The 24,344-nt window shown below is 66.6% G+C and carries 29 protein-coding genes and 1 pseudogene; 14 read left to right on the top strand and 16 right to left on the bottom strand.

Features of this window, described 5'->3' with window-relative positions; all coding sequences use genetic code 11:
- Positions 1 to 20 precede the first annotated feature (20 nt).
- Entirely contained in the window at positions 21 to 371 is a 351-nt protein-coding gene (locus tag A3M1_RS0117110) for an antitoxin Xre/MbcA/ParS toxin-binding domain-containing protein (RefSeq protein WP_018390217.1), read from the top strand.
- Positions 372 to 377: 6 nt separating this feature from the next.
- A complete protein-coding gene (locus tag A3M1_RS0117115) occupies positions 378 to 875 on the top strand; it encodes an RES family NAD+ phosphorylase (RefSeq protein ID WP_018390218.1) in 498 nt (165 codons plus the stop codon).
- A 270-nt stretch (positions 876 to 1,145) separates the two neighbouring features.
- Here the strand turns inward: A3M1_RS0117115 and A3M1_RS0117120 are convergent, their stop codons facing one another.
- Positions 1,146 to 1,400: a hypothetical protein gene (locus A3M1_RS0117120; RefSeq protein WP_018390219.1), complete on the bottom strand. Its 255-nt coding sequence runs from the start codon at positions 1,398 to 1,400 to the stop codon at positions 1,146 to 1,148.
- Positions 1,397 to 2,086, bottom strand: coding sequence for a hypothetical protein (locus tag A3M1_RS25530; RefSeq protein ID WP_026221360.1), 690 nt, complete (start codon positions 2,084 to 2,086; stop codon positions 1,397 to 1,399). The genes A3M1_RS0117120 and A3M1_RS25530 overlap by 4 nt, the downstream gene beginning before the upstream one ends.
- A 230-nt stretch (positions 2,087 to 2,316) precedes the next feature.
- On the opposite strand from A3M1_RS25530, the gene A3M1_RS0117130 reads away from it, so the two are divergent.
- Genes A3M1_RS0117130 through traD form a run of 3 tightly spaced genes read left to right on the top strand, consistent with a single transcriptional unit; the run spans position 2,317 to position 3,530 of the window.
- Positions 2,317 to 2,736: a hypothetical protein gene (locus A3M1_RS0117130; RefSeq protein ID WP_018390220.1), complete on the top strand. Its 420-nt coding sequence runs from the start codon at positions 2,317 to 2,319 to the stop codon at positions 2,734 to 2,736.
- Between the two features lie 14 nt (positions 2,737 to 2,750).
- Positions 2,751 to 3,356, top strand: a complete 606-nt coding sequence (locus A3M1_RS0117135; protein ID WP_018390221.1) for a hypothetical protein — start codon at positions 2,751 to 2,753, stop codon at positions 3,354 to 3,356.
- Between the two features lie 33 nt (positions 3,357 to 3,389).
- Entirely contained in the window at positions 3,390 to 3,530 is a 141-nt protein-coding gene (gene traD / locus A3M1_RS25975; RefSeq protein WP_371258757.1) for a conjugal transfer protein TraD, read from the top strand.
- Between the two features lie 338 nt (positions 3,531 to 3,868).
- On the opposite strand, the gene A3M1_RS0117140 is transcribed toward traD, so the two are convergent.
- From A3M1_RS0117140 to A3M1_RS0117150, 3 genes are all read right to left on the bottom strand, one after another.
- Complete coding sequence (locus A3M1_RS0117140) at positions 3,869 to 4,684, bottom strand: oxidoreductase (protein WP_026221361.1); 816 nt, start codon at positions 4,682 to 4,684, stop codon at positions 3,869 to 3,871.
- A gap of 112 nt (positions 4,685 to 4,796) precedes the next feature.
- Positions 4,797 to 5,798, bottom strand: a complete 1,002-nt coding sequence (locus tag A3M1_RS0117145; protein ID WP_018390223.1) for an NADP-dependent oxidoreductase — start codon at positions 5,796 to 5,798, stop codon at positions 4,797 to 4,799.
- Positions 5,799 to 5,874: 76 nt separating this feature from the next.
- Positions 5,875 to 6,663: an SDR family oxidoreductase gene (locus tag A3M1_RS0117150; RefSeq protein WP_018390224.1), complete on the bottom strand. Its 789-nt coding sequence runs from the start codon at positions 6,661 to 6,663 to the stop codon at positions 5,875 to 5,877.
- 108 nt (positions 6,664 to 6,771) lie between these two features.
- Here A3M1_RS0117150 and A3M1_RS0117155 point away from each other — a divergent pair, with 108 nt between their 5' ends.
- On the top strand, positions 6,772 to 7,335 hold the full coding sequence (locus A3M1_RS0117155; RefSeq protein ID WP_018390225.1) for a TetR/AcrR family transcriptional regulator: 564 nt from the start codon (positions 6,772 to 6,774) through the stop codon (positions 7,333 to 7,335).
- A 408-nt stretch (positions 7,336 to 7,743) separates the two neighbouring features.
- Here A3M1_RS0117155 and A3M1_RS26925 read toward each other — a convergent pair.
- The 4 genes and pseudogenes from A3M1_RS26925 to A3M1_RS0117170 form a co-directional block, all read right to left on the bottom strand.
- Positions 7,744 to 7,869, bottom strand: a pseudogene (locus A3M1_RS26925) (alpha/beta hydrolase); the annotation flags it as partial.
- 9 nt (positions 7,870 to 7,878) lie between these two features.
- Positions 7,879 to 9,660: a monovalent cation:proton antiporter-2 (CPA2) family protein gene (locus tag A3M1_RS0117160; RefSeq protein ID WP_026221362.1), complete on the bottom strand. Its 1,782-nt coding sequence runs from the start codon at positions 9,658 to 9,660 to the stop codon at positions 7,879 to 7,881.
- A 132-nt stretch (positions 9,661 to 9,792) separates the two neighbouring features.
- Entirely contained in the window at positions 9,793 to 10,425 is a 633-nt protein-coding gene (locus A3M1_RS0117165) for a LysE family translocator (protein ID WP_018390227.1), read from the bottom strand.
- A gap of 226 nt (positions 10,426 to 10,651) precedes the next feature.
- The gene (locus A3M1_RS0117170; RefSeq protein ID WP_018390228.1) at positions 10,652 to 11,302 is read right to left on the bottom strand and encodes a hydrolase; all 651 of its coding nucleotides are present in this window, start codon (positions 11,300 to 11,302) and stop codon (positions 10,652 to 10,654) included.
- A gap of 153 nt (positions 11,303 to 11,455) precedes the next feature.
- Between A3M1_RS0117170 and A3M1_RS0117175 the strand changes: the two genes are divergently transcribed.
- Together A3M1_RS0117175 and A3M1_RS0117180 are read left to right on the top strand one after the other, a co-directional pair.
- Complete coding sequence (locus A3M1_RS0117175) at positions 11,456 to 12,349, top strand: LysR family transcriptional regulator (RefSeq protein ID WP_026221363.1); 894 nt, start codon at positions 11,456 to 11,458, stop codon at positions 12,347 to 12,349.
- A 209-nt stretch (positions 12,350 to 12,558) separates the two neighbouring features.
- Entirely contained in the window at positions 12,559 to 13,218 is a 660-nt protein-coding gene (locus A3M1_RS0117180) for an HAD family hydrolase (protein ID WP_018390230.1), read from the top strand.
- 6 nt (positions 13,219 to 13,224) lie between these two features.
- Here the strand turns inward: A3M1_RS0117180 and A3M1_RS0117185 are convergent, their stop codons facing one another.
- The 7 genes from A3M1_RS0117185 to A3M1_RS0117215 form a co-directional block, all read right to left on the bottom strand.
- Positions 13,225 to 13,995, bottom strand: a complete 771-nt coding sequence (locus A3M1_RS0117185) for an SDR family NAD(P)-dependent oxidoreductase (RefSeq protein ID WP_018390231.1) — start codon at positions 13,993 to 13,995, stop codon at positions 13,225 to 13,227.
- 13 nt (positions 13,996 to 14,008) lie between these two features.
- Positions 14,009 to 14,689, bottom strand: a complete 681-nt coding sequence (locus A3M1_RS0117190; RefSeq protein WP_018390232.1) for an ABC transporter ATP-binding protein — start codon at positions 14,687 to 14,689, stop codon at positions 14,009 to 14,011.
- Positions 14,661 to 15,500: an ABC transporter ATP-binding protein gene (locus A3M1_RS0117195; RefSeq protein ID WP_018390233.1), complete on the bottom strand. Its 840-nt coding sequence runs from the start codon at positions 15,498 to 15,500 to the stop codon at positions 14,661 to 14,663. Before A3M1_RS0117195 ends, A3M1_RS0117190 begins: the two co-directional genes overlap by 29 nt.
- Positions 15,494 to 16,528 carry a branched-chain amino acid ABC transporter permease gene (locus tag A3M1_RS0117200; protein WP_198291139.1) on the bottom strand — a complete coding sequence of 345 codons (1,035 nt, stop codon included), beginning with the start codon at positions 16,526 to 16,528 and terminating at the stop codon, positions 15,494 to 15,496. Before A3M1_RS0117200 ends, A3M1_RS0117195 begins: the two co-directional genes overlap by 7 nt.
- Complete coding sequence (locus A3M1_RS0117205; protein ID WP_018390235.1) at positions 16,518 to 17,459, bottom strand: branched-chain amino acid ABC transporter permease; 942 nt, start codon at positions 17,457 to 17,459, stop codon at positions 16,518 to 16,520. The genes A3M1_RS0117200 and A3M1_RS0117205 overlap by 11 nt, the downstream gene beginning before the upstream one ends.
- Before the next feature lie 143 nt (positions 17,460 to 17,602).
- On the bottom strand, positions 17,603 to 18,709 hold the full coding sequence (locus tag A3M1_RS0117210; RefSeq protein WP_018390236.1) for a branched-chain amino acid ABC transporter substrate-binding protein: 1,107 nt from the start codon (positions 18,707 to 18,709) through the stop codon (positions 17,603 to 17,605).
- Positions 18,710 to 18,783: 74 nt separating this feature from the next.
- Positions 18,784 to 19,458, bottom strand: coding sequence for a GntR family transcriptional regulator (locus tag A3M1_RS0117215; protein ID WP_018964039.1), 675 nt, complete (start codon positions 19,456 to 19,458; stop codon positions 18,784 to 18,786).
- Positions 19,459 to 19,626: 168 nt separating this feature from the next.
- Here A3M1_RS0117215 and A3M1_RS0117220 point away from each other — a divergent pair, with 168 nt between their 5' ends.
- From A3M1_RS0117220 to A3M1_RS0117245, 6 genes are read left to right on the top strand one after another with little or no spacing between them, the layout of a single operon-like run.
- A complete protein-coding gene (locus tag A3M1_RS0117220; RefSeq protein ID WP_018390238.1) occupies positions 19,627 to 20,169 on the top strand; it encodes a cupin domain-containing protein in 543 nt (180 codons plus the stop codon).
- Between the two features lie 46 nt (positions 20,170 to 20,215).
- Positions 20,216 to 20,968 (top strand): SDR family oxidoreductase, encoded by a 753-nt coding sequence (locus A3M1_RS0117225; protein WP_018964038.1) that lies wholly within the window; start codon positions 20,216 to 20,218, stop codon positions 20,966 to 20,968.
- A gap of 4 nt (positions 20,969 to 20,972) precedes the next feature.
- Positions 20,973 to 21,758 (top strand): aspartate dehydrogenase, encoded by a 786-nt coding sequence (locus tag A3M1_RS0117230; RefSeq protein ID WP_018390240.1) that lies wholly within the window; start codon positions 20,973 to 20,975, stop codon positions 21,756 to 21,758.
- Positions 21,759 to 21,771: 13 nt separating this feature from the next.
- Positions 21,772 to 22,998, top strand: coding sequence for an FAD-binding oxidoreductase (locus A3M1_RS0117235; RefSeq protein WP_018390241.1), 1,227 nt, complete (start codon positions 21,772 to 21,774; stop codon positions 22,996 to 22,998).
- A 15-nt stretch (positions 22,999 to 23,013) separates the two neighbouring features.
- Positions 23,014 to 24,015, top strand: coding sequence for a 4-hydroxyproline epimerase (locus A3M1_RS0117240; RefSeq protein WP_018390242.1), 1,002 nt, complete (start codon positions 23,014 to 23,016; stop codon positions 24,013 to 24,015).
- Positions 24,016 to 24,022: 7 nt separating this feature from the next.
- A complete protein-coding gene (locus A3M1_RS0117245) occupies positions 24,023 to 24,337 on the top strand; it encodes an NIPSNAP family protein (protein ID WP_018390243.1) in 315 nt (104 codons plus the stop codon).
- The last annotated feature ends 7 nt before the right edge of the window (positions 24,338 to 24,344 follow it).

Genomic DNA, 24,344 nt, shown 5'->3' on the forward strand with positions numbered 1-24,344 from the left:
ATGGCAGGGAGGCCTGAGCGATGAGTCTGGCCCAATATGCGGATGACGGCATTTTCGCGCCGCGACGGATCGCCGAGACGCTGCGAACCACGAATGACGAAATCGCCCGCACGACGGGGCTTGGCCGGGATGCGATCCAGCGCAAGGACCGGATCCGTTCGGACAAGACCCAGCGTCGCCTGCGCGAGATGGTCGAGATCATCAACAAGGTCGAGCCGCGCGTCGGCTCGGCACTGATGGCGTATGCCTGGTATCGCTCCGAGCCTCTGTCGGGATTTTCCGGCCAGACGGCGATGCAGCTGGTGCGGATGGGCCGAGCCGACGACGTGCTCGACTATATCGACGCGGTCGATGCCGGCATCCACGCCTGACCACGCATGCAGTATGTCGGCAAGCTCTATCGGGCGCTGAACCCGATCCATGCACGCGAGCCGCTGTCGGGCCGTGGCGCGGAACTCTATGGCGGGCGCTTCAATGCGAAGGGCGTGCCGGCGCTCTACACATCGCTGTCGGTCATAACCGCGCTGCGCGAGGCCAACCAGGTGGGCAACCTGCAGCCGACGACGCTGGTTTCCTACGAGGCCGAGATCCATCGGATTTTCGACGGCCGCGATACGGCCGCGCTCATGAGCGAGGGCATGGATACGGCCGCGCTCGCCGCTGCCGGCTGGCGCGATGAAATGCGGGCCACCGGGGAGGCCCGGACACAGGCCTTTGCCCGCCGCCTGATCGACGCCGGCCATAATGGCTTGCTGGTGCGCAGTTTTGCGCCCGGCGCGACGGCGGAGGATCTGAATCTGGTCCTCTGGCGCTGGGCGGCCGCGGCCCCCGCTCGCCTTGTCCTGATCGATGACGAGAACCGCCTGTCGCGCTGAACGCTCATCAACTGGCCGCCTCGGCAGCCTGATCCGCCGAGCCGGGGCAAAAAGCTCAACTGAGCGGATGGCCTCGCAACAGCGTTCGAGAGCCGCGCCGAGAGGCTTTCTCCGGAGGCGCCTCATGCGGCCGGTGTCCCGCGCCTTCACCTGGCGGCGAATACGCTCCTTAGTGCGGCACGGGCCCGGCGCAGCGCCCGGCCTGGCAGGCTGGCACGAGGTTTCGCAGCCGGCGGGCCCGCCACCAGGGTGGCGAGGCGCTGCAGCAGATCATCGGCAACCGCCGCCGGCACGATGGAATGCCGGATGCGCCGCGCGGCCAGCGCACCGCGCCGCCTCGGCAGGATCGGCCGCGACAGCGCGCAGCGCCGCCACGGCCGAGCTCATGTCGGGCTCGGCCCAGCGCTGGTCCGGCGTGTAGCTGGCATTGGCCTCGCCGGGGCGCACCGGCGCCATGGACCAGTCCACGAAATAGGCCGCATCGGACCGGAGGAAGGCCGTGGGCCCGCCCCAGCCGGTGATCACGACCGGGCGAGCGGCACAGGCGGCCTCGAAGGCGCCGAGACCCCAGCCTTCGGCGCGGCACAGCGACACGAAGCAGTCGCCCAGCGCATGCAGGGCGTGCAGCTCGCAATCCGGCAGATCGTCGGTGAGCAGGCAGATGGGGGGGGCGGCAGGCGGCCCTGGCGCAGCACGGCGCGGCCGATCATCGCCTCGAACTGCGGCAGCACCGGCACGCTTTCGCCCTCATGCCCGGGATCGCGTCGCACGCGCTCCAGATCGTGAACACTGGTCTTGATCACAAGCGCCACGGGATCGTCGTGGCTGAAGGCCTCGGCGAAGGCCGCCACCAGCGGGCCGATGGACTTGCGCTCCAGCCATGTCGAGACGGTGTAGAAGATCCGCCGGCCCGGCAACGGCGGCAGGCGTCGCTGCAGCCGCACCCGGTCTTCGACAGTGGCCGCACGCTCGGGCCGGGGCAAATGCGGCACGACCCAGATCGGGATCACCACGCCACTGTCACGGAAGACCTGTCGGTTCCATTCGCTGGGCACGATCACGGCATCGAGCCGATTGATCAGCGCCGGCGAGTGGCCCGGCAGCCGGTCGGTCTCCCAAACGGTATGGCCGAGCACGCAGCGCGTGCCCCGGCGGCACTCGCGCCCGATGAAGTGCGGGTAGTATTCGGCCACGAAGTGGATGATGGACACGTCGCATTTCCGCGCATCGTCACGCAAGGACCGGAGATCTTCCGCTTCTATCTGCACGACCTCGCATCGCATCTGCCGCCCGCGTGGCGAGCCGTGGCCGAGATGGACTGCGATGATTGGGAATCGGCCACGCGGCGCGGTCTGGCCGGCCTGGCGCTGCGGCGCGGACGCTTGCGCATTGCCGCCGCGCGCCTTTGCAATCGCGGCGGTACGCCCGGCTCGAGCGGCTGTTGTTGCCTACCTACCGCACCGTTCACCTCGCCGCCGTCGAGGACGCCACCCGCCTCGCCCGCCTGCCGGGCATGGGCGAGGTGCGCATCAGCCCCAACCGCATCGTTGCCGACGCGCCGCACGTTCCGTCACCGCCCCCGGCAGGCGGGCGCACCCTGCTCTTCGTCGGCGCGCTGTTCTATCCACCCAATGAGGACGCCGTGGCCACCTCGCATGCTGTCCGGGGGCTGCAGGTCGAGCCCGGGCGGCACGTGCTCGTGGCCGATCGCGCCGGACTCTTCGCGCTCCATTGCGCGGCGCTGCTGACGGATGCGGCGCTGGCCGCCCGCATCGCCGACGAGGGTGAACGCCTGCTGCGGGCGCGATACTGCCGCGCCCCGGCTGACGACACGCCCTCACCGAACCTTGCTCCTGGATGAAGCAGGAAAACCCCTTGCACGATTCCGCCACCCCTGCGGCCCGCCCGCCGCTGCTGATCCTCTCGGTCGCCACAGGATATGGCGGCGCCGAGCGCAACGTCGAAATCCTGCTGCCCCTGCTGCTCGCCGAGCGACGGGTCACGGTTTTCGCCTGCAACACGCTGCATCTCCAGCGGCTTCGGCAGATGGCGCACCCTCGGCTGGACATCCATGCAGTGGATGCCACGCGGGGAAACTTCATCGCGCGTGCCGCTCGGTCGCTTGTGCGGCGCGTCCTGACGCTGCGGCCTTCGGCCATCCTCACCAATACGCTCGATTCCCTGCGCATCCTGGCGCGGGCGGCAGAACAGCTGCCGGGGCTGGACGCCATCGCCTGCGTGGCCGCGCACGACTTCCTCTGGTTCGATCATGAGCGCCTGCTGCCGCAGGTGCGCCGGGCCACAGTGCTGGTGCCCGACCGGTCGGTGCTGGAAAGCCGGACTACCTCGCCGACCATGTCTGGCCACACGGCCCGATGCGGGCCACCTTCCGGCTACGCCATCGGCCTCCAAAAACCGCGTGACGACACTTTTCCGCGAGGAGGCCCGAAATGGTCGCCGATGCAGCACTCAAGTGTTTGAAACCAAAAGCCAAAATGTACGAGGTTTCCGATCGTGACGGCATGTAGGTGCGCGGTCATCTACGGCGCGCTCCTCTGGATGGCCGACAAACTCAGCCGTGAACAGGGAGAACAAGCGCGCAGCCTTTGGAAGGATAAGGGAATGCAGGCGTTCGAAGAAGCCCGCCACGAGTGAAAATGGTGGCGGTTCCGACTCATAGCTGCCACTCCACTGCGCTTTCAGCAACGTCCGCTTTGCGCCGCCGTTGCGGTCACTGATCTGGGAGCGATCGCGGTCCAGAAGCGGACATTCGCGACAAACGGCAGGCAGTTAACCTCGTGCCAAAAGCGGAAATAGTCGGGTCGTCCACAAACGGACATTGGGCCGAAGAACAGCACCCGTCCTGCCAAGGTTGAACGTCACCCCCGGTGCCAACTGGCCTACCCGCATTCATCGCCACATTCTGGCTTCGCGCGCGGTGCTGGTCTTCCGCAGACTGAGCCGCGGTAAGTAAGTACCAGTCCGCAGCTCCCTCAACTTGGCAGGCCGAACTGCTGGCGCAGCGCCTTGTCGAACAGCCACGCGGGCATGAAGCGGCGCAGCAGGCTGACCTGCTTCGCCACCTTGCCGACGGGGTAGCGCAGCCTGGGGCGGGGCGCCGTTGCCGCCCGAAGCACCGCCTCCGCCACCTCTTCGGGCGTAACCGCCTTCGGCAGCGACTTCCGGATGAAGTCATGCACCCAGGCACGGCCGCCATCATACTCCGACTTCGTGGCGTCCGGCTCCAGCGCGCTCTGGTCGAAATTGCCGGTCACTGTGCCGGGCTCGATCAGGGCGACGCGGACATTGAAGGCGCGGACCTCGTGATCCAGCGACTCGGAATAGCCCTCAACGGCGAACTTGCTTCCGGCATAATGGGCCGAATACGGCGCGGGGATGAACCCGAGCGCGCTGCTGAGATTGATGATGCGGCCCTGCCCGCGTTCCCGCATTGACGGCAACACCGCGTTGATGACCCGGACAACGCCGAACAGATTGACGTCGTAGAGGCGCTGAACCTGCGCGACCGTGGATTCCTCGGCGCCGCCGAACATGCCGACGCCTGCATTGTTGACGAGAACATCGATGCGCCCGGTGCGCGCGAGCACCTCGGCAACAAGGGCGGCTACCGAGCCTTCATCCGTCACATCGCAGGCCAGCATCGTGATCGGGCCCGAGCTGGTTGCGCCCGGCTTGCGGCTGGTGCCGAAGACGGTGAAGCCCGCCCGCGCCAGGGCTTCGGCGCTCGCCCGGCCGATGCCGGACGACGCCCCCGTCACGAGAGCCGTTTTTGGAGATATTGAGGACATCGCTGCTGATCCGGTTTGCGGACGAGGGAACGGGCCGCCATCGCGGCCCAACTAGTCACCGATGGTCGGCGTCGAAGGGCCGGCCATGCGTCAGGGGAAGGCGAAACCGCCGTCACTTCAGCTTGACGACGACCTTGCCTTTGGACCGTCCGGTATCGAGATAGGCCAAGGCGTCATTGGTCGCGCCGAACGGGAAGACCCGGTCCATGACCGGGCGAATGGCCCCGGCCTCGATCAGCGCGGTGATCTGGTTCAACTGCCCACCATCCGCCCGCATGAACAGGAAGGAATAGGCGAGCCCCCGGCCTTTCGCCTTCCGGCGAATGCCGAAGCTCAGAAGGCGCATGAGCTGCCGCAGCCCCCAGTTCAGCCCCTTCTGCCGGGCGAAATCGGCGTCCGGGGGGCCGGAAATGGAAATCAGCTTCCCGCTGGGCTTCAGCACGCTCAAGGACTTCTGGAGCGTGTCGCCGCCGAGGCTGTTCAGGACGACATCGTAGCCCGACAGGACTTTCTCGAAGTCCTGCGTCTTGTAGTCGATCACGACATCGGCGCCGAGGCTTGTGACCAGATCGACATTGGCGGTGCTGGTGGTCGTCGCGACCGTCGCGCCCAGATGCTTGGCCAGCTGGATGGCGAATGTCCCGACGCCGCCCGAGCCCGCATGGATGAGGATCTTCTGCCCCTTGCGCAGACCGGCGCGGTCGACCAGGGCCTGCCAGGCGGTGAGCCCGACCAGAGGTATGGACGCCGCCTCCTCCATGGTCAGGTTTTTCGGCTTCAGCGCGAGATCATCCTCATGGACGGCAATCCGCTCCGCTAACGTCCCGATGCGGCCATCCCGCGGGCGGGCATAGACCTCGTCGCCCACCTTGAAACGACGGACGTCGGACCCGACCCGCGCGACGATGCCGGCCATGTCGTGTCCAAGGATAAAGGGCGGGCGATAGGGAAGGAGGGGCTTGAAGGCGCCATCGCGGATTTTGGTGTCCAGCGGATTGAGCCCGGCGGCGTGGATCTCGACCAGGACATCCTCATCGCCCACCGCCGGCTCCGGCATCTCGCCGAAGCGCAGGGCGCCACGCTTCTTGTACTTGTCGAGGATGAAGGCCTTCATGATGGTGTGCTCTCTGGATTAGTGCCGAGCCCGCCTCCGGTGGGCGGGCCGTGGCTGGGCTCGGCTGGGCGAAGGCTCAGTCGGCCGTCCGGTAGCGCGCGGCGGCGTGTTCCTGGCGGGTGTTCGGCAGCATGGCCTGACGCGCGGCCTGGAAGGCGTTCCACTGCTCCACATCGGGCAGCGGCGGGATGGTGACGGCCTCGCGGCGATCGAAGCCGACCATCGCCGCGTCAACGAGTTCTTCGACGTCCATCACCCCGGCCATGGCGTCGACGTCCGCGCCGACATGCCCCCAGATCTCGGTGCGCGTGGCGGCGGGGAGCACCGCCTGGACATAGACGCCCTTGGGGCCGAGCTCGAGGCTGAGCCCCTGCGACAGGAACAGCGCGAAAGCCTTGGTGGCGCCATAGACCGTCATAGCGAATTCCGGCGCCAGCCCGACCACCGAGCCGATGTTGACGATCGCGCCCGCGCCGGCCTGTGCCAGACGCGGCGCGATGGCACTGGCCAGCCGCAGGACGGCGGTGGTGTTGAGGGCGAGCAACTGCGCGACGGCGTCAGTGCTCTGCTCGATGAAGCTGCCGCCAATGGCGGTGCCGGCATTGTTGATCAGGATGCCGATGCGGGCGTCGTCGCGCAGGCGGGCCTCAACGATCGCGAGGTCGGCGGGCTGTGTCAGGTCGGCCGTGATGATGTCGATCGCCACGCCGGTCTCTTCGCGCAGGCGAGCCGCCAGCGCCTGCATGCGCGCCGTGTTGCGGGCAACCAGCACCACATCATGCCCACGGCGGGCGAAACGCTCGGCATAAGCCGCGCCGATGCCGGTCGAGGCGCCGGTGACGAGAACGGAGGGATGGGCGGCCATGGGTTGCTCTCTCTTCAATGCGTGCTCATATACATGATGATTATCATGATTGATCCTAAATATGATCATCGTCATGTAACTGTCAACGACGCGCCGGAGGAATTTGCAATGAAGGTCAGCCGCGAGCAGATGGCAGAGAACCGCCGCCGCATCCTCGACGTCGCCAGCTCGCTGTTTCGCGACAGGGGGTTTGACGCCGTCAGCGTGGCCGGGGTTATGACGGCCGCCGGGCTCACCCATGGCGGCTTCTATGGGCATTTCAGTTCAAAGGATGATCTGGTCGCGCAGACACTGGCCCATGTCCTCGCGGCGGACGCCGGTGGAGACACCGAAATCCGCGCCTATCTCGAGGCCTATCTCTCGCCGCGCCATCGCGACAACCCGGCAGCGGGTTGCCCCACGGCGGGACTTGCCGCGGCCCTCCGCCACCAGTCCCCCGCGGCACGCGAAGCGATGACGGAAGGGCTGCGCTCACAGATCGCCCGTATCGAGACGGCCCTCCCGGAGGCGGATCCGGCAGAGAGGCGCCGCACCGCGATCGGCAGCTGGGCGGCGATGGTGGGCGCCGTCATCCTCGCCCGTGCCATTGATGACCCCGCTCTTTCGGACGAGATCCTGGAGCAGACCCACGCCTGGATCGAGGCCGGGATCGAGGACAGGTCTGCCCGCTAATTCCGAGGCTCACGAACGGAACTTGAATCGCCCTCCCAGCTAGCGGCGGACTACCCATCAATTTGAAATGGACCTAGAAACGGACGTTCCGAAGACAGCCTTTGGGTCAGTTCGCCCTCGGCGATTCATCGGGGGGAGATGTCCGCTCCTCGTTTGAAGTCCCGATAGCGGCAGGTCTGCCACCGGCCCCGTAGCCGTCTGCATCCCTCGGGAAATTGGCTTGAGCATAGCCGAACTGGAACCGTCATCTGACGGTCTGGCCACTCTGGCAATAACGCCCGCTAACATCCGCGCGGTGGGACCGCGATCAGCACGCCCGCCTCAGTGGATGACGAAAGCCCGTAGGTCTGCGTTCAGCGAATTGGCGTTGACGGTCAGCATCCCCTGAAGCCTTCACAGTCGACGCCGAAAAAACGGGCCCGACGGGTGAGCGCGGACCGACGGCGCGCAATTGCCGGCCAGCGCCGTCCGAAAGCCGTCGAACACCTCTATCGGCGTTTGCTCGGGGTTTTCGTCCGTCTTGAGCATCAGCGGCCAGCACCGTCAGTTCTGCTTTGCGGCCGGACTGCTAACCGAGGCTCTGCCGAGTGGCTCCGGGATCGGTTTGGTGAGCAGCCGATCCAGGCCGGACATGGCATCGCCCTGGACCTGCTCCGACAGGCGCTCTGCGTCGCGCTGACGGATGTCCTCAGCCGCCTCCTCAATGTCGACCTCGGCAAACCCCAGCGCACGAAGGCCCTCCGCTCCCATCCGATAGGCGGATTCCACCGTTTCGCGGATTTGATAGTCGACGCCCGCGCGGATTAGCTCGACGGCGTGTTCGCGATCAAAGCTGCGCACCAGAAGCTTCGCCTGCGGGAATTCATGCTGCGCCAGTTCCACGATCTGCAGGGCCGCCTTCGGGTCGTCGATGCAGACCATGATCGCATCCGCCTCACGCGCACCGGATTGGCGCAGCGTGTCCAGCCGGGTGCCGTCGCCGAAGAAAACCTTGAACCCATATCGGGCAGCGTCGCGGATGCGGTCCGGGTCCCGGTCGATGACGGCAAGGTCGATACCCCTGGACAGCAGAAGCTGCGAGGCGATCTGGCCAAAGCGGCCGAAGCCGATCAGGAGCATCCGCCCCTTCAAATCGTGCGCGACATCGACGCCGTCCATCGACACCCCGGTACGCAAGAGCCGGTCTGCGGCTATCATGAACAGCGGCGTTATCGCCATCGATAGGATCACCACCGTGACGAACAACGCATTGTCCCGCGCCTCAATCACGCCGCCCGATGTTGCTGCGGCGTAGAGCACGAAGGCAAATTCGCCGCCCTGCAGGAACATGGATGTGCGGTGCACGGCTTGATGGTTGGAATTGCCGAACAGGCGTGCGACCGCGTAGACCATGACGCCCTTCGCCACAGTGAACGCCGCCAGCATCGCCAGCAGGAGCTGCCATTCGGCCGCGACGACGGAAAGATCGAGCGACATGCCCACAGCGAGGAAGAACAGGCCCATGAGCAGGCCGCGAAACGGTTCGACATCGCTCTCGATCTGGTGGCGGTAACTCGAACTCGACAGCATCACCCCGGCAAGGAAGGCACCCATCGCCATCGAAAGGCCAGCGGCATCCATCAGGAGAGCCGCGCCAAGCACAACCAGCAGCGCCCCGGCCGTCAGCACCTCCCGTGTTCGCGCGCGCGCCAGCAGGGCGAAGAAAGGGTTGAGCCCCCAGCGCCCCACGATCAGCAGCGCCACCAGCGCCGCCGCCGCGACCAGGATCTCGGTCCATCCGGCCTGCCCCTGCGACAGCGGCGACAGAAAGGCGACCACCGCCAGCAGCGGCACGATCATCAAGTCCTCGAACAGCAGGATCGCGACCGATTTCTGGCCTTCCGTGCTGGCGAGCTCGCCCCGGTCCTGCAGCACCGACATGATGACGGCGGTCGAAGAAAGAACGAAGCCCGCGCCGGCGATGAAGGCGACCGGGCCGGAAAGTCCGAAGACCGCCACACCGGTCAGGGTCAGGGCGGCGGTCGCGGCCGCGACCTGGACACACCCCAGCCCGAAGATCTGACCCCGCATCGCCCAGAGTTTTTGCGGGCGCAGTTCCAGTCCGATCACGAACAGGAACATCACCACTCCGAGTTCGGAGAAATGAAGAATGGACGCGGCATCGGTGATCAGGCTCAGCACCGACGGCCCGACCAGCAGGCCGGCAGCGAAATAGCCGAGCACCGATCCCAGCCCGATCCGCCGAAACAGCGGCACGGCGACGACAGCCGCCCCCATCAGGACGACCGCAGGTCCGATCATCTCCCCAAGGCTCGCTTCAGCCATCGACTTGCCTTTCCAGTAGGGTGTCGGCCGCACGAAGGTCTTTCATGGGCCAGCATTGTTTGTGGCTTATGCTCTTGAGCGTCGCGTTCGCCCGGCTTTCATCACAAGGGCCTGCTTCCCGATGGCCGCACGCTAGCTGGCGGTCAGGGCGGAACCGATCATCAGCGCCCCGAAGACCATGAAGATGATGCCGGTCAGCATCCGTCCGCGCCGCGCATGCTCAGGCCTGCGGAGCCGTCGGACGAGGTGCCGTGCCCCGAGCGCGTAGCCACCGAGAACGACGAGCTTCACGATGACGAAGGTTACAACCAGAAGCACGAGCACGAACGGCCCGCTCTCCGCCGGGATGAATTGAGGGAACAGGGCGGCGAAGAACAGGACGGCCTTCGGATTGCTGATCCCCACGCCGAAAGACTGGAGCCAGAGCGCCAGAGTGCCTCGTGTGGGGGCCGTCTCCGTCGCGGGCGCCCCTTCCTGCGGCGAGGGGGAGCGAATATAGCTCCACCCGAGCCAGATGACGTAGGACGCGCCCAGCAGGCGCAGGGCCATGAAGGCGATGGGACAGGCGAAGAGAAGAGCGCCCACTCCCACCACCGACAGGGTCGCCAGCAGCCCGATGGCGACAAGATCGCCACTCAAGGCCCCCAAGGCGCGGCGCCACCCAAGAGCGAGGGCATTGTTCACCAGAAACAATGTCGATGGGCCGGGTGTCGCGCTCTGCGCCGCGCTGACCAGCACATAGGCAAGATATGAAGAAAATTCCATCGCGCACCTGCCTGACATTGTCGACGATGAAGCAGCTGGAACGAATGCCCCCCTTCAGTTGGCGCGTCGGTCCCGGGACGTGATGATGCGGCCGCTTGCGTCGGAACAATCGGCAGATCGACGGCGACAGAGCACGCTACGACAGGGCCCGGTCGGACGAGGATGGCGCGGCCACTTTGGCGGGTCACATCGACGCGCCACGAAATCCTCGCCATCCCCGAACTGATCAACCCTCGGTCGGCACCGGCGTGTTGAGCAGCTGCTGCTCCCACAGATAGGCAATGCCGCTGCCGCCCGCATGCTGGGTAATGACCTCGGTCAGCTTGAGGGCGGTATCCATCCGGGCCCAGTCGCGCTGCCATTCGGCCGCGAGCGCCAGCCAGGTCATCATGTTCGCGCCGGCGGCGATCATGCGCTGGATGGCGACCTGGTGGGCCTCGACCGAAACAGCGCCGGAGGCGTCGGTAATCACGGTCACATCCCAGCCCTCTCCGAGAGCCTGGATTGTCGGCATCGCCACGCAGACCTCGGTCCATAGTCCGGCGATGATGAGTTGCTTGCGGCCCGTCGCCTTGACCGCGTCAACCACCTTGGGGTCCTCCCAAGTGTTGATGAAGGTGCGGTCGATCACCTCCTGCCCGGGAAACACCTCGGTGATCTGGGGGAAGAGCAGGCCGCCCCGCGCGGCGATCACGGAAGTCAGGATGGTGGGGACGCCGAAGGCCTTGGCGGCCTTGGCCAGCCCCGCCGTGTTGTTGATCACCATCTGCGGTTCGTGACTGTTCACATTGGCGAGCTGGTAGGGCTGGTGGTCGATGAGAACGAGAACCGACTCCTCGGGACGAAGAAGCGAGGCGAGGCCACTGCGAAAGGTCATCACGTCTTCCTTTCTCTGCCGCCACGGACGGCAATGAGTTCACCGGAGACAAGCGCCAACAGGCGCCGTTGCCGGGCCGCAACTTGCTGTTCCTTTGCGTGATGGGATAGTGCCGGAGTCCGGTAAGCTGTGTCGCTGAAGGAGGAACGCGAATTGGACATTGAGGACCTTCGGACATTCGTGGCGGTGGCCGATGCCGGGGGCGTGTCGGCCGCCGCGCGCCGGCTCGGCATCTCCAAATCGATCGTCAGCCGTCGGCTCTTCCGGATCGAGGCCGAACTTGGCGTCCAGTTGCTGGCGCGAACGACGCGCGGCGCTGCGCTCACCGAAGCCGGGATCACTTTCCGGGATCACGCGGCCCGGGCGAGCGCCGAGATCGATACTGCGAGGGAAGCGATCCTCCCCACCGGCGAGTTGCGCGGTCGCCTGAGGGTGGCCATGCCGCTGTCCTTCGGCCCGACCCATTTTTCCCCCGTGATAGCGGAAATGGCGCAACACCACCCGCAGCTCCACGTCCATACCTCGTACAGCGATCGCTTCGTCGATCTGATCGCGGAAGGTTTCGATTGCGCGATCCGGGTCGGCTACCTCCAGGACTCCAATCTGGTCGCCAAGCGTGTCGGGCCGATCTATGGCAAGCTGGTCGCAAGCCCGGCTTACATCAGAACCCACGGCTCTCCCGAGACGGTGGACCAGCTCATCGACCATCAGGCCCTCATGCAGGGAACAGAATCCTGGCAGTTCCTGGATGGCGACCGGATCATCACGGTTCAGCCGCAGGGGCGATTCAAGGCCGACAATGCCATGGCGCTTGCCGCGGCCGCGGCGGCAGGGCTCGGCATCGCCTGGCTTCCCGACTGCGTCACCCACGACTATGTGGCGTCCGGCGCGCTCGTTCCGGTGATGACACGCTATCCTCCACCTTCGGCGGGCGCCTATGTCGTTCGGCCGCCGGGCCAGCACACGGCACGGAAAGTCCGGGTTCTCACCGAAATGCTGATCGCGTACTTCGCGCGCCATCCTCAGCTGTGGGGGATTGACGGATAGGAAGGCGAGCGGGGGGCGCCTTCTCGGAGGGCGCTCCGCGCTCGTTCCCCTTGCTGCGACACAGCTGCGCCGATCACAGGGCTAGCCCGGCGGGCGGGCGCGAGCCTGGGTGTTCACAAGGGGGGATCAATTTCAGCCGAACAGGGCAGGGCCTGCCAGCATCACGACGGATGCCGGCCGGCGATGATATGAGACAGGAAGACCGTTTGATGGACTCAAATCCCGCACCGCAGGTCAAAGCGATCATTTTCGATTTTGATGGGGTCATCCTCGATTCCGCTGGCGTCAAGACACAGGCCTTCGCCCATTGCTATGCGGGGGAGGACGCGGGCCAGATCGCCGCAGTCGTCGACTATCAGCAGCGGCACGGAGGCATTGGGCGACGCGAAAAGTTCGTCCATTTCGAGCGCAGCCTCTTCGGCCGGCCGGCCGACCCGAACTCGCTCGATGCGTTGTGCAGACGGTTCGCCGCTTTCATCGAAACCGCCATGCTGGAGGTGCCGTTTATTCCGGGAGCGCGGGAGACCTTGCGGGCGCTGCACGGCCGGGTTCCACTTCATCTCGTCTCCGGCATGCCGGAGAACGAACTGATCGCGGTGCTGGCGCAGCGCGGGCTCACGCCGTTCTTCGCGTCGGTGGCCGGCGCGCCCAAGCACAAGCAGGAGGAGTTCCGCCGAATCCTCTATGTGGAGGGCCTCGCACCGGAAGAAGCGCTGGCGGTGGGCGATTCCACCACCGAGTTTGAGGCCGCGCGCGACCTCGGCATTCCCTTCGTCGCCATCGTGGCGGAGGGCGCCCCGGACTTCTTTCCGCCCGACGTGCCACGCCTCGCCGATCTTTCGGACTTTCCTGCTCTCGTCGCGCGATGAGCGGGGTCAGTTCATCCACAGGCCGCCAGTGACGTTGATCGCCTGCCCGGTCATGTACGAGGATTCGTCCGAGGCGAGGAAGGCGACCACGCGGGCAATGTCGTCGGGGCCACCGACGCGGCCGATCGGAATGAGGTGTTCGCGTTCCTTCGCGGTGGGCAGCCCCTGCTCGCGGGACATCCGGTCGGCGTCGTCGCGCATCCGCGTGCCGACGATCGAGCCGGGGCAGACGGCGTTGACATTGACGCCGAGCGGCGCGACCTCGGCGGCCAGCGCCTGGGTGAACACGATCACCGCCGCCTTCGATGCGGAATAGGCGGCATAGTTCGGCTTGCCGATCTTGCCGAACCACGAGGCGATGTTGACGATGCGCCCCGCGCGGCGCGCGATCATGTCCGGCAGCACCGCCTTGGCGACATGGAACACGCTGTCGGTGTTGATGGCGAACACACGCCGCCACGCCTCCACGTCGATGTCCACCACCTTGCCGACGGCGGTGATGGCGGCGTTGTTCACGGCAATGTCGATAGGTCCGAGCGTCGCCTTCACCTGCGCCACCGCGGCCATCACCGAGGCGGGGTCGGCGACGTCGACGGCGAGTGCGAGCGCGCGGCGGCCGGCTGCCTGCACCAGGGCGGAGGTCTCCTGCGCCCCGGCGAGGTCGAGATCGAGAATGGCGACATCGCACCCCTCCTGCGCCAGGCGGGTGGCGATGCCGCGGCCGATGCCGACCGCCCCGCCGGTGACGAGGGCGACGCGTCCGTCGAGATTGTACATGGTGCTTCCCGCCTCAGTGCGCGCCGTGGCTGTCGAGGCCCGGCAGATAGATGTCCTTGATGCGGGGGTCGGCCGCCATCTTGGCGGCGGGCCCCGAGCATTGCAGCGAACCGTGCTCCAGCGCGTAGACGAAATCGGCCACCTCGAAAGAGAGGTCGATGTTCTGCTCGACCAGAATGATCGACACCCCGCTTTCGGCGAGCTTCAGCACGATCTCGAAGATCTGGTGGATGATGATCGGGGCGAGGCCGAGAGAGGGCTCGTCAAGCAGAAGAAGCTCGGGGCTGCCCATCAGCGCGCGGCCGATCGCCACCATCTGCTGCTGGCCGCCGGAGAGCCGCCCGGCCGACTGGTGGCGGCGCTCGCCAAGGATCGGGAACAGCCCGTACACTTGGTCGCGCAGCTCGGCGAAGCTCTTGCCCCGGCCTGCGATATAGCCGGTGATGAGGTTCTCCTCGACCGAGAGCTGGAACACCCGGCGCCCTTCCGGGCAATGGCCGATGCCGCGCCGGACCATCTGGTGCGGCTTCAGTCCCACGACATCCTCGCCCTTGAAGCGGATGGAACCGCTGGTGGCGCGGTTCAGCCCGCTGATGGTGCGCAGCAGCGTGGTTTTGCCGGCGCCGTTGGGGCCGATCAGGCAGACGATCTCGCCGGGCAGGACCTCAAGGCTGATGCCATGTAAGACCTTCACCCTCCCGTATCCGGACTCGATTGCGTCGACCGCGAGCAGCGGCCTCGATGTCCTTGATGGCTCCTGGCTGGCCAAGATACGCCTCCTGCACTTCGATGTTGGCCCGGATGTCGGCAGCGGTGCCCTGCGCCAGCACCTGCCCGCGATTCATCACGACGATGGTGTCGGAGATGGACATGATGAGCTTCATGTCGTGTTCGATAAGCACCATGGCGAGGTCGGGTGCGCGCAGGTCGAGAATGTGCTGCTTGAGCAGTTCGGTCTCGCCATGGTTGAGCCCGGCAGCCGGCTCGTCGAGCAGCAGCACGCGCGGCGCGGCGACAATGGCGCGGGCCAGTTCGACCAGCTTCTGCTGGCCATAGGCGAGGCTGCCCGCCTGCCGCTCGGCATGGGCCGCGAGCCCGAGCCGTTCGAGCACCGCGTGGCAGCGCGCCCGCCGCTCCTCGGCCACCGTTCGGGGGGTGAAGCCGAACGTGTCGGCGACGAGCCGTCCGACCTGCGGCGGCACCAGCGCCACTTCGAGGTTCTTCACCACGCTCATGCCGTCGAACAGGCGGATGTTCTGGTAGGTTCGTGCCAGCCCGGCATGGGCTATGCGGTGCTTGGGCAGCCGCTGCAGCTCGACGCCGTCCACCAGGATGCGGCCGGAACTGACGCCGTAGGAGCCGGCCGCCATGTTGACGAGGGTAGACTTGCCGGCCCCGTTCGGCCCGATCACCGCGGTGATGATGCCGGGCTTCACTGCAAAGGAAACGTCGTCGATCGCCTTTAGTGCGCCGAACTGCTTGGTGACATGGTCGAAGGTCAGCATTTGCCGCCTCCCAGCCGGCGCATCAGCCAGCTTGGTCCGAAAGCCCGGCTGATGATGCCGCGCGGACGGGCGAGGATGATGATCACGAGCGCCATCCCGTAGAGCAGCAGCCGGTAGTCAGCATAGGCGCGCAGCAATTCGGGGATGAGGATCAGCAGCGTCGCGCCAAGCAGCGCCCCGAACGGGTTGCCCAGGCCCCCGATCACGATCACCAGCACGATGATGAGCGACTCCCAGAAGGTGAAGCTCTCCGGGCTCACGAAGCGCTGCATGGACGCGAACACCACCCCGCAGCCGCCGCCCACGAAGGCGCTGAAGGCGAAGGCGACGAGCTTGACCCGCGTCGTGTCGATGCCGCAGCCGCGCGCCGCGTCCTGGTCCTCGCGCACGGCGGAAAGGGCGGTGCCGAGGGCGCTCTCCTGGATGCGCCAGACGAAGAGGAAGACCACGACCAGCAGCGCCACGAGGAGATAGAGGAAGTCGTGCGGCGTGCTCAGGGTCCAGCCGAACAGGTGCGCCTCGTCGATGCGGGCGATCCCTTGCGGACCGTTGGTCACCCCGTCGAGATTGTTCATCAGCACGCGGATGATCTCGCCGAAGCCAAGCGTGACGATGGCGAGATAGTCGCCGCGCAGCCGCAGCACCGGAATGCCCAGCAGGATGCCGGCGAGGCCGGCGAGGCTGGCGCCGATCAGCAGCACCAGCGCGAAGGGCAGGTGGATGTCGAACTGGCCGGAGGCCAGCAGCGCCCAGGAATAGGCGCCGATGGCGTAGAAGGCGACATAGCCAAGATCGAGCAGCCCCGCATAACCGACGATGATGTTCAGCCCCAGGCCGAGGATGGCGTAGAGCAGGATCATGTCGAGGATACGCAGCGGATAGGCTGGCAGGAACTGGCCGGCGATCAGTGCCAGCACCGGCACAAGCGCCATGGCGAGCGCCCCCGGCCAGATCCGCATCGTGCGGACAGGGGCCGGGCCCAGCGCGCCGGCCGCCGCTCCGCCTGTGTTCGGTGCGTCAGAAGTCACTCTTGTACACCCTGGTTTCTTCGCTGACATGCTCGCCGAGCAGGCCGGCGGGGCGGAACAGCAGGATCAGGACAAGGACGGAGAAGGCGAAGATGTCGCGATATTCCGTGCCGATGACGCCGCCGGTCAGCACCGGCATCCAGGCGGTGCCGAAGGTCTCGATCGCGCCGAGCAGGAACCCGCCCAGCACCGCGCCGGGGATCGACCCGATGCCGCCGAGAATGGCGGCGGTGAACGCCTTCATGCCGATGACGAAGCCCATTGTGAAGGTCGCCACGCCGTAGAAGGAGGAATAGAGGATGCCGGCGACGGCGCCGAGGCCGGGGCCGATGAAGAAGATCAGCGAGATCGCCATGTTCGGGTTGATGCCGACCAGCGAGGCGGTCTCGGCATTCTCAGCCACGGCACGGATGCGCACGCCGAGATTGGTGCGGTTCACGAACAGCTCCAGCCCGATCATCAGCACCACGGCGACCAGGAAGATGGTGATCTGCTTGTAGCTGACGACGGCGCCGAAGACGTCGATCACCCCCGACGGCAGGAAGGAGGGGTAGATCATCGGCCGCCGGCCGCCGATCAGCATCACCGCGTTCTGGATCACCACCGCCATGCCGAGGGCCGAGAGCATCGGCGCGAGGCGCGAGGTGCCGCGCAGCGGGCGGTAGGCGACGATCTCGACGCTGACGCCGGCAAGGCCGACCAGCACGAAGGTGATCAGGCCCACGAGCAGCCCGCCCGTCGGGTGGCCGGCAATGCCGAGCGCGCCGGCAAGGGCGAGGCCGATGAAGGCGCCGGCGGTGAAAAGTTCGCTGTGGGCGAAGTTGATGAGGCGCAGCACGCCGTAGACCATCGTGTAGCCGAGCGCGATGAGCGCGTAGATCGACCCGACGGTGAGGGCGTTGATCGTCTGCTGGAGAATGAGGGCGCCCATGTCAGCCTTTCGGTCCGTTGCTTGCGGTAGCGGGCGGAAAGAGGTCCGGCGCAGCGCGCGAGGGCGCGCAGGCGCCGGACCAGGAGGCTTCACGACGAGAGGGGGTCTGTCGGTGAAGCGAACTCCGTCGAGGAAGGCGACAGCTACTGGACCAGCGCGAACTTGCCGTCCTTGACCGCGTAGAGGAACAGGAAGGGCTTCTGCAGTTCGCCGGCCGGCGTGAAGGCGACGTGGCCGACGAGGCCGTCAAAGTCGCTCTTGGCGATCTCGGTGACGATACCGGCGCGGGTGAGCGGCGTCGGCGCCTTCTTCATCGCCTCGATGATGATGGTGGCCTCGACATAGCCATAGGCCGAGTACGGGCCGGGATCCTCGCCGAAGGCGGCCTTGTAGTCGGTCGCGAACTTCTGCAGGGCGGGCGAGGAATCGTAGGGCGGGGCCTGGAAGGAGACGACGGTGCCTTCCGAAGCGGGCCCGGCGCCGGCGATGAAGTCCGGCGTGAACGCGCTGTCGGCGGCGAAGAAGGTCGCCTTGATGCCGAGCTCGCGGGCCTGCTTCACGAACAGGCCGACCGCCGGCATGACGCCGCCGAAATACACCACGTCGGGGTTTTCGGCGCGGATCGAGGAGAGCAGGGCGCTGAAGTCGACGTCGGTCTGGGCGATGCCGGAGAAGGAGGTGATGGTGCCACCGCCCTTGGTGAAGTTCTCGCGGAACACTTCGGCGACGCCCTGGCCGAAGGCCTGCTTGTCATGAACCACCGCGGCCTTCTTGGCGCCGAGCTTGGCCAGCGCATAGTCCGCCGGGGCCGCGCCCTGCGAGAGGTCGTTGGCGATGGGCCGGAACAGGTTCTTGTAGCCGGCCTTGGTGACCTTCGGGTTCGAGGCGTTGGTCACCTGCGGCATGCCGCAACGGTTGTAGACATCAGAAGACGGGATGGTCACGCCGCTGTTGAAATTGGCGATGACGGCGAGCATGCCGGTTTCGTCGCAGTGCTTCTGCGCGATCAGCGTGCCCTGCTTGGGGTCGCCGCCATCGTCGTCGCGCACCAGCACGAGCTTCTGGCCGTGGACGCCACCCGCCGCATTGGCCTGGCGCACGGCGAGTTCCATGCCGTTCTGCCAGGTGGTGCCGAACAGCGCCTCGGCGTTGGTCGTCGGACCCGCCGTGCCGATGAGGATATCGGCACGCGCCGCTCCCGTCAGCGCGGCCACGGCAACGGCAGCGTAGAGTATGCTCTTGATACGCATGTCAGTTCCCTTCTCTCTGGGGTCCGTTCCGGACCGTTGCTTCAGGGTGCCAACACGCGCCGGCAGCCCGTACTTCAAGCGATGTCGCGCGCCTTTCCGAGCCTACCCTCGGCCAGCGACGCGATGAGGTTGCGCGAGACGCGCTGAATGTGCGCCCGCAGCGTGTCCACGCCCCGGCGGATATCGCCGAGCCGGGCAAAGGCGATGAGCGCGCGATGGTCGGCGAGCTCGCGTTCCACGTCTTCCGCCACCGCGATCTGCAGGTTCACGTAGCGATTGGCGTTGTCGTGCACGGTGCGCAGCAGTTTGAGCGCGATCAGATGACCGCTCGGGCGATACAGCGCCTCATGGAAGCGCCAGTTCAGTTCGCCCCAGTTCTCGACACTGCCGCTCGCCATGGCTTCGTCCGTTACCGCCTCGGCAAGGGCGAAATCCTCTTCCGTCAGGCGCGGAATGGCCGTCTCGAACAGCCAGGTTTCCATGCGCGCACGGATTTCGAACAGCTCCTCGATCTCCTCCAGCGACAGGGACGACACCACCGTCCCCTTGTGCAGTTCCGATACGACGAGGCCCTCGGCCTCCAGCTGGCGGATCGCCTCACGCAGAGGGACACGGGAAACCCCCAGCTCTGTGGCCAGCTTCTCTTGGCGCAGCGGGGCGCCTTCGGGCAGCTGACCGATGATGATCTGGCGCCGCAATTCGGTGACGATTTGGTCCGTCAACGACTGACGACCGATTTTCACGACCATTCCACAAGCTCCATATTGAATACGATATTCAATTGATACGGATCAACAAGAACAATTATTAGGCAATATGGCGACATAGTTGCCTATTTTTTCATCTTTTATTCTCCATTCTGAGTGTCTAGGCTGAATATTGTATTCAATCCTCTCCCCAACGCGCGGAGCAGACTCATGTCGGAACAGGCGGGCCGGGCGGCCCAGACGGACGCCACTTCCCATCTCGGCGATGTGCTCGTGAAGCAGCCGGGCGAGGAGGTCAGTTACTGGCAGCCGGTGCCGGCCAATGGCCATATCGACGTGATCTTCGCGCCGCATCTGGTGCCGATGGAATTTCCCATCGGCTTCGGAACTCAGACCGTGCCGCCGGGCGGCTATGTGCGCGAGCATGCTCATGACCGCAATGAGGAAGTTATCTTCGTCATCCGTGGCAAGGGCCGTGCCGTGGTCGAGGGCGTGAGCCACGAGATGCAGCCGGGCTCCGCCTTCTTCATCGGCCGCAACCGCCGGCACATGTTCATCAATGAGGGCACCGAGGACATCCTCTGGACGTGGCTGATCGTGCCGAACGGGCTGGAGGATTTCTTCCGCCTGATCGGCCGTCCCCGCCAGCCGGACGAGCCGACGCCGGAGCCGTTCCCGCGGCCCGAAAACGTGCTGCAGATCGAGCGCGACACCGTGTTTGCGGCGCAGCCCATCGACCAGCGCCAGCCCTGAGTCGGCGCCCCGCGCGTTCGTGCCCTTCCCGACGATCGAGGAATCCATGCGTCTCAAAGACAAGGTCGCCATCATCACTGGCTCCGCCGCCGGCATCGGTGAAGCGGCGGCCGAACTTTTCGTGCGGGAAGGTGCCCGCGTTCTGCTGGCGGACCGCAACGGCGAGGGAGCCGCGCAGGTCGCCGAACGCCTCGGCCCGAATGCCGCCGCCATCGCCGTCGACGTCAGCCGCAGCGACGACGTGAAGCGCATGGTGGACAGCGCGGTGGAGCGTTTCGGCCGGCTCGACATCCTCGCCAACAATGCTGGCTACGGCATCCCCGGTACGGTTGTAAATACCGAGGAGGAGGCGTGGGATGCGCTGATGGCGGTCAATCTCAAGGGCGTCTTCCTGTGCTGCAAGCACGCGATCCCGGTCATGGCGGCGCAGGGCGGGGGCACCATCGTCAACACGGCCTCCAATGTTGCCACCGTCGGCATTTTCGACCGCGCCGCCTATGTCGCCTCCAAGGGCGGCGTCGCGGCGCTCACCAAGGCGATGGCGCTCGACCATGCCGAGCAGAACATCCGGGTGAACTGCGTGGCGCCGGGCGTCACCTGGTCGAGCTATTTCGACAGGATGGTCGAGAACCATCCTGACCCCGAGACCTTCAAGGCCAAGCTCAAGGCGCGCTCGCCGATCAATCGCTGGGCGCAGCCGGTGGAGATTGCCAACGCCATCCTCTGGCTCGCCTCGGATGAAGCCTCCTTCGCCACCGGTGCCATGTTCACCGTCGATGGCGGCATGTCGGCCTGGTGAGGTGATGGGCGCCACGCGGGACGTCGCTCTCATCGGTTTCGGCGCCATTGGCCGGGCGCTGGCCGCCGATCTCGGCCGCGACCCCGCCTATCGCCTCGCCGTGCTGACTCACGATGCGGCCGAACTGCCTGCCAATGTCCGCGCTCTGCCTGACGTGGCGGCGCTCATCGTCGCCCGGCCCGCGCTGGTCGTCGAGGCGGCGGGGCAGGGCGCGGTGGCGCAATATGGCACCCTGCTTCTCAGGGCCGGTATCAGCCTCGTCATCGCCTCCACCGGGGCGCTGGCCGATGATGACCTTCGGCAGCGGCTAGCCGGGGCCGCGAAGGCGAGCGGCGCCCGGCTCATCGTGCCCGCCGGCGCCATTGGCGGGCTCGACTATCTGGCCGCCGTGGCGGGTATCGAGGGCGCGCAGGTGCGCTACGTCTCCCGCAAGCCGCCGGCCGCATGGAGCGCCGAGCTCGCGGCGCTCGGCCACGCGCCGGAACGCCTTGCCTCGGCGGTCGTCCTGTTCGAGGGCAGCGCGGCCGAGGCGGCCCGCCGCTACCCGCGCAATCTCAATGCCGGGCTGACAGTAGCGCTGGCCGCCCGCCCGGCGCGGGTAAACGTGCAGGTGATCGCCGACCCGGCCGTCAGCGGCAACACGCACGAGATCGAGGTCGAGAGCCCGGCGGGCACCGCGAGCCTGCGCTTTACCAATCTGCCCTCACCCGACAACCCCAAGACCTCCGCCGTCACCGCGCTGAGCCTCGCCCAGGCGGTACGGCGCCACTTCGCCTCCCTGGTCATCTAAGAGAGCCGCCGACATGTCGCGCATTCTCGTCATCGGCGCCGGCATTGTCGGCCTCTCCTGTGCCCACGCGCTGCGGGCGGAGGGGCACGAGGTAAGCGTGCTCGACCGCGATCCGGCGGGAGACAAATGCTCCTTCGGCAATGCCGCCGGCATCGGCGTCACCGAGATCATCCCCGCCTCGGTGCCGGGCCTCGCCTTCAAGGTGCCGGGCTGGCTGGCCGATCCGCTCGGCCCGCTGTCGCTGCGCCTCGGTCATTTCCCCAAGCTGCTGCCCTGGCTGCTGCGCTTTCTGAAAGAGGGGCGCTGGGACCGGGTGGAGGCGATCGCCGCCTCGCTCGCCACGCTGTCGGCCCGCACCTATGACGACCTTCTGCCGCTGCTCGCCGAGCTCGACCTGATGGGCGACCTGCACCGTGTCGGGGCGCTGTGGGTCTACGAGACGCGCGCGGGCTTCGAGGCGGACCAGCGCTTCCATAACCTTCGCCGCCGCCACGGCCTCGTCTGCGAGGAGATGGACGGCGCGGCCGCGCGGGCCCTGGAGCCGGCGCTCGCGACTACGATCCGCCACGCCATCATGACCCCGCAATGGTCGCATGTTTCCGATCCCAAACGCATCGTCGACCGCCTGCGCGCCCATCTTGAGGCGCGCGGCGTGACGATGGTGAAAGGTGCGGTCGCGGGCATTGCCGGCAAGGAGGCGGTGACGCAGGACGGACGGCGCGTTGCCTTCGAGCGTCTGGTGATTGCCGCCGGCGCCTGGTCCGGCCGGCTCGCCCGGCAGGTCGGCGACCGCGCGCTGATCGAGAGCGAGCGCGGCTACAACACCACGCTGCCCGCGCCCGGCGTTTCGCTCTCCCGCGAGGTGATTTTCGCCGAACGCGCCTTCGTCGCCACCCCGATCGAGGCCGGGCTGCGCATCGGCGGCGCGGCCGAGTTCGCCGGGCTTGAGGCGGCGCCGAACTACGCCCGCTCCGACGCGCTTGCCCAATTGGGCCGCCGCTTCCTGCCGGGGCTGAACATTGAGGGCGGCACGCGCTGGATGGGGCATCGCCCGACAACGGCGGATTCGCTCCCGGTCATCGGCCGCTCGCCCCGCCGTGACGATGTGTTCTACGCTTTCGGCCATGGCCATACCGGGCTGACCTTCGGCCCGACCACTGGCCGCCTCATCGCCGAACTGGTCGCTGGCCGTCAGACCTGCGTCGACGTCGCCCCCTTCGCCATCCAACGCTTCAACTGAAACGCGGAGCCCGTGATGAACCCGCATACCTTTCTCTGCGTCGATGCTCACACCTGCGGCAATCCGGTGCGCGTGGTCGCGGGCGGCGCGCCGCTGCTGCCCAACGTGTCGATGGCGGAGAAACGGCAGATCTTCCTGCGCGACCATGACTGGGTGCGCAAGGCGCTGATGTTCGAGCCGCGCGGCCACGACGTGATGTCCGGCTCGATCCTCTATCCGCCGTCGCGGGAGGATTGCGAGCTGGGCGTGCTGTTCATCGAAGTCTCCGGCTGCCTGCCGATGTGCGGTCATGGCACCATCGGCACCGTCACCGTGGCGCTCGAACAGGGCTTCGTGGTGCCGCGGGTGGAGGGAAGGCTGGCGCTGGAAGTACCGGCCGGGCGGGTGGAGGTCGAGTACACGCGCAATGGCCGCTTCGTCGATCAGGTCAGGCTGTTCAACATCCCGAGCTATCTCCACGCCGAAGGCATCACCGTCGACGTGCCTGGCATCGGCGAACTCATCGTCGATGTGTCCTATGGCGGCAATTACTACGCCATCGTCGAGCCGCAGAAGAACTGGGCCGGCCTCGACGGCATGAAGGCCGAGGATATCCTGAAGTGGAGCCCGGCGGTGCGCGCGGCCGTGCAGGCGGCGGTGGCCCCGGTTCATCCCGAGGACCCCCGCATCAATGGCGTCAGCCATGTGATGTGGGCGGATGGGCCTAAGCACAAGGAGGCCCATGGCCGCAATGCGGTGTTCTATGGCGACAAGGGCATCGACCGCTCGCCCTGCGGCACCGGCACCTCCTCGCGCATGGCTCAGCGGGTGGCGAAGGGGCTGCTGAAGGTGGGGGACGACTTCGTGCATGAGAGCATCATCGGCACGCTGTTCCACGGTCGGGTGGAGAGCGCCGCCGAGGTCGCCGGCCGTCCGGCCATCCGCCCGAGCATCGGAGGCTGGGCCCGCGTCTACGGCCACAACACCATCACCGTCGACGAGCGCGACCCGCTCGCCTTCGGCTTCCAGCTGGCGTGAGGCGGCGATGATCCTCGAAGAGCGCGACTACCACATCGTGCCCGGTCGGATGGGCGATTTCCTCAACGCCTATGAAACGCTCGGCCTCGACATCCAGAAGCGTTATCTCGGCACGTTCATCGGCCATTTCGTCACCGAGATCGGCGAGCTGAACCATGTCGTCGCGCTGTGGCGCTATGACAGCATGGCCGATCGCGAGGCGCGCCGGGCGCTGATGCTCGCCCATCCGCCGTGGCAGGATTATCTCGCCGCGATCAAGGGCATGATCCAGAGCCAGCAGACCCGCCTGCTCGCCCCCACCGCGCTCTCCCCGATGCGCTGACAGAGTC

Source organism: Ancylobacter sp. FA202, from assembly GCF_000380205.1.
GTDB lineage: Bacteria > Pseudomonadota > Alphaproteobacteria > Rhizobiales > Xanthobacteraceae > Ancylobacter.

Bases quoted from the DNA above. Each gene is read 5' to 3' on its own strand.
- A3M1_RS0117155 (WP_018390225.1), top strand. From the start codon at position 6,772: ATGAAGGTCAGCCGCGAGCAGATGGCAGAGAACCGCCGCCGCATCCTC.
- A3M1_RS0117235 (WP_018390241.1), top strand. From the start codon at position 21,772: ATGTCGCGCATTCTCGTCATCGGCGCCGGCATTGTCGGCCTCTCCTGT.
- A3M1_RS0117185 (WP_018390231.1), bottom strand. From the start codon at position 13,995: ATGTACAATCTCGACGGACGCGTCGCCCTCGTCACCGGCGGGGCGGTC.
- A3M1_RS0117180 (WP_018390230.1), top strand. From the start codon at position 12,559: ATGGACTCAAATCCCGCACCGCAGGTCAAAGCGATCATTTTCGATTTT.
- A3M1_RS0117240 (WP_018390242.1), top strand. From the start codon at position 23,014: ATGAACCCGCATACCTTTCTCTGCGTCGATGCTCACACCTGCGGCAAT.
- A3M1_RS0117195 (WP_018390233.1), bottom strand. From the start codon at position 15,500: ATGCTGACCTTCGACCATGTCACCAAGCAGTTCGGCGCACTAAAGGCG.
- A3M1_RS0117140 (WP_026221361.1), bottom strand. From the start codon at position 4,684: ATGTCCTCAATATCTCCAAAAACGGCTCTCGTGACGGGGGCGTCGTCC.
- A3M1_RS0117210 (WP_018390236.1), bottom strand. From the start codon at position 18,709: ATGCGTATCAAGAGCATACTCTACGCTGCCGTTGCCGTGGCCGCGCTG.
- A3M1_RS0117230 (WP_018390240.1), top strand. From the start codon at position 20,973: ATGGGCGCCACGCGGGACGTCGCTCTCATCGGTTTCGGCGCCATTGGC.
- A3M1_RS0117245 (WP_018390243.1), top strand. From the start codon at position 24,023: ATGATCCTCGAAGAGCGCGACTACCACATCGTGCCCGGTCGGATGGGC.
- A3M1_RS0117165 (WP_018390227.1), bottom strand. From the start codon at position 10,425: ATGGAATTTTCTTCATATCTTGCCTATGTGCTGGTCAGCGCGGCGCAG.
- A3M1_RS0117150 (WP_018390224.1), bottom strand. From the start codon at position 6,663: ATGGCCGCCCATCCCTCCGTTCTCGTCACCGGCGCCTCGACCGGCATC.
- A3M1_RS0117110 (WP_018390217.1), top strand. From the start codon at position 21: ATGAGTCTGGCCCAATATGCGGATGACGGCATTTTCGCGCCGCGACGG.
- A3M1_RS0117225 (WP_018964038.1), top strand. From the start codon at position 20,216: ATGCGTCTCAAAGACAAGGTCGCCATCATCACTGGCTCCGCCGCCGGC.
- A3M1_RS0117115 (WP_018390218.1), top strand. From the start codon at position 378: ATGCAGTATGTCGGCAAGCTCTATCGGGCGCTGAACCCGATCCATGCA.
- A3M1_RS0117220 (WP_018390238.1), top strand. From the start codon at position 19,627: ATGTCGGAACAGGCGGGCCGGGCGGCCCAGACGGACGCCACTTCCCAT.
- A3M1_RS0117145 (WP_018390223.1), bottom strand. From the start codon at position 5,798: ATGAAGGCCTTCATCCTCGACAAGTACAAGAAGCGTGGCGCCCTGCGC.
- A3M1_RS0117170 (WP_018390228.1), bottom strand. From the start codon at position 11,302: ATGACCTTTCGCAGTGGCCTCGCCTCGCTTCTTCGTCCCGAGGAGTCG.
- A3M1_RS0117205 (WP_018390235.1), bottom strand. From the start codon at position 17,459: ATGGGCGCCCTCATTCTCCAGCAGACGATCAACGCCCTCACCGTCGGG.
- A3M1_RS0117160 (WP_026221362.1), bottom strand. From the start codon at position 9,660: ATGGCTGAAGCGAGCCTTGGGGAGATGATCGGACCTGCGGTCGTCCTG.
- A3M1_RS0117215 (WP_018964039.1), bottom strand. From the start codon at position 19,458: ATGGTCGTGAAAATCGGTCGTCAGTCGTTGACGGACCAAATCGTCACC.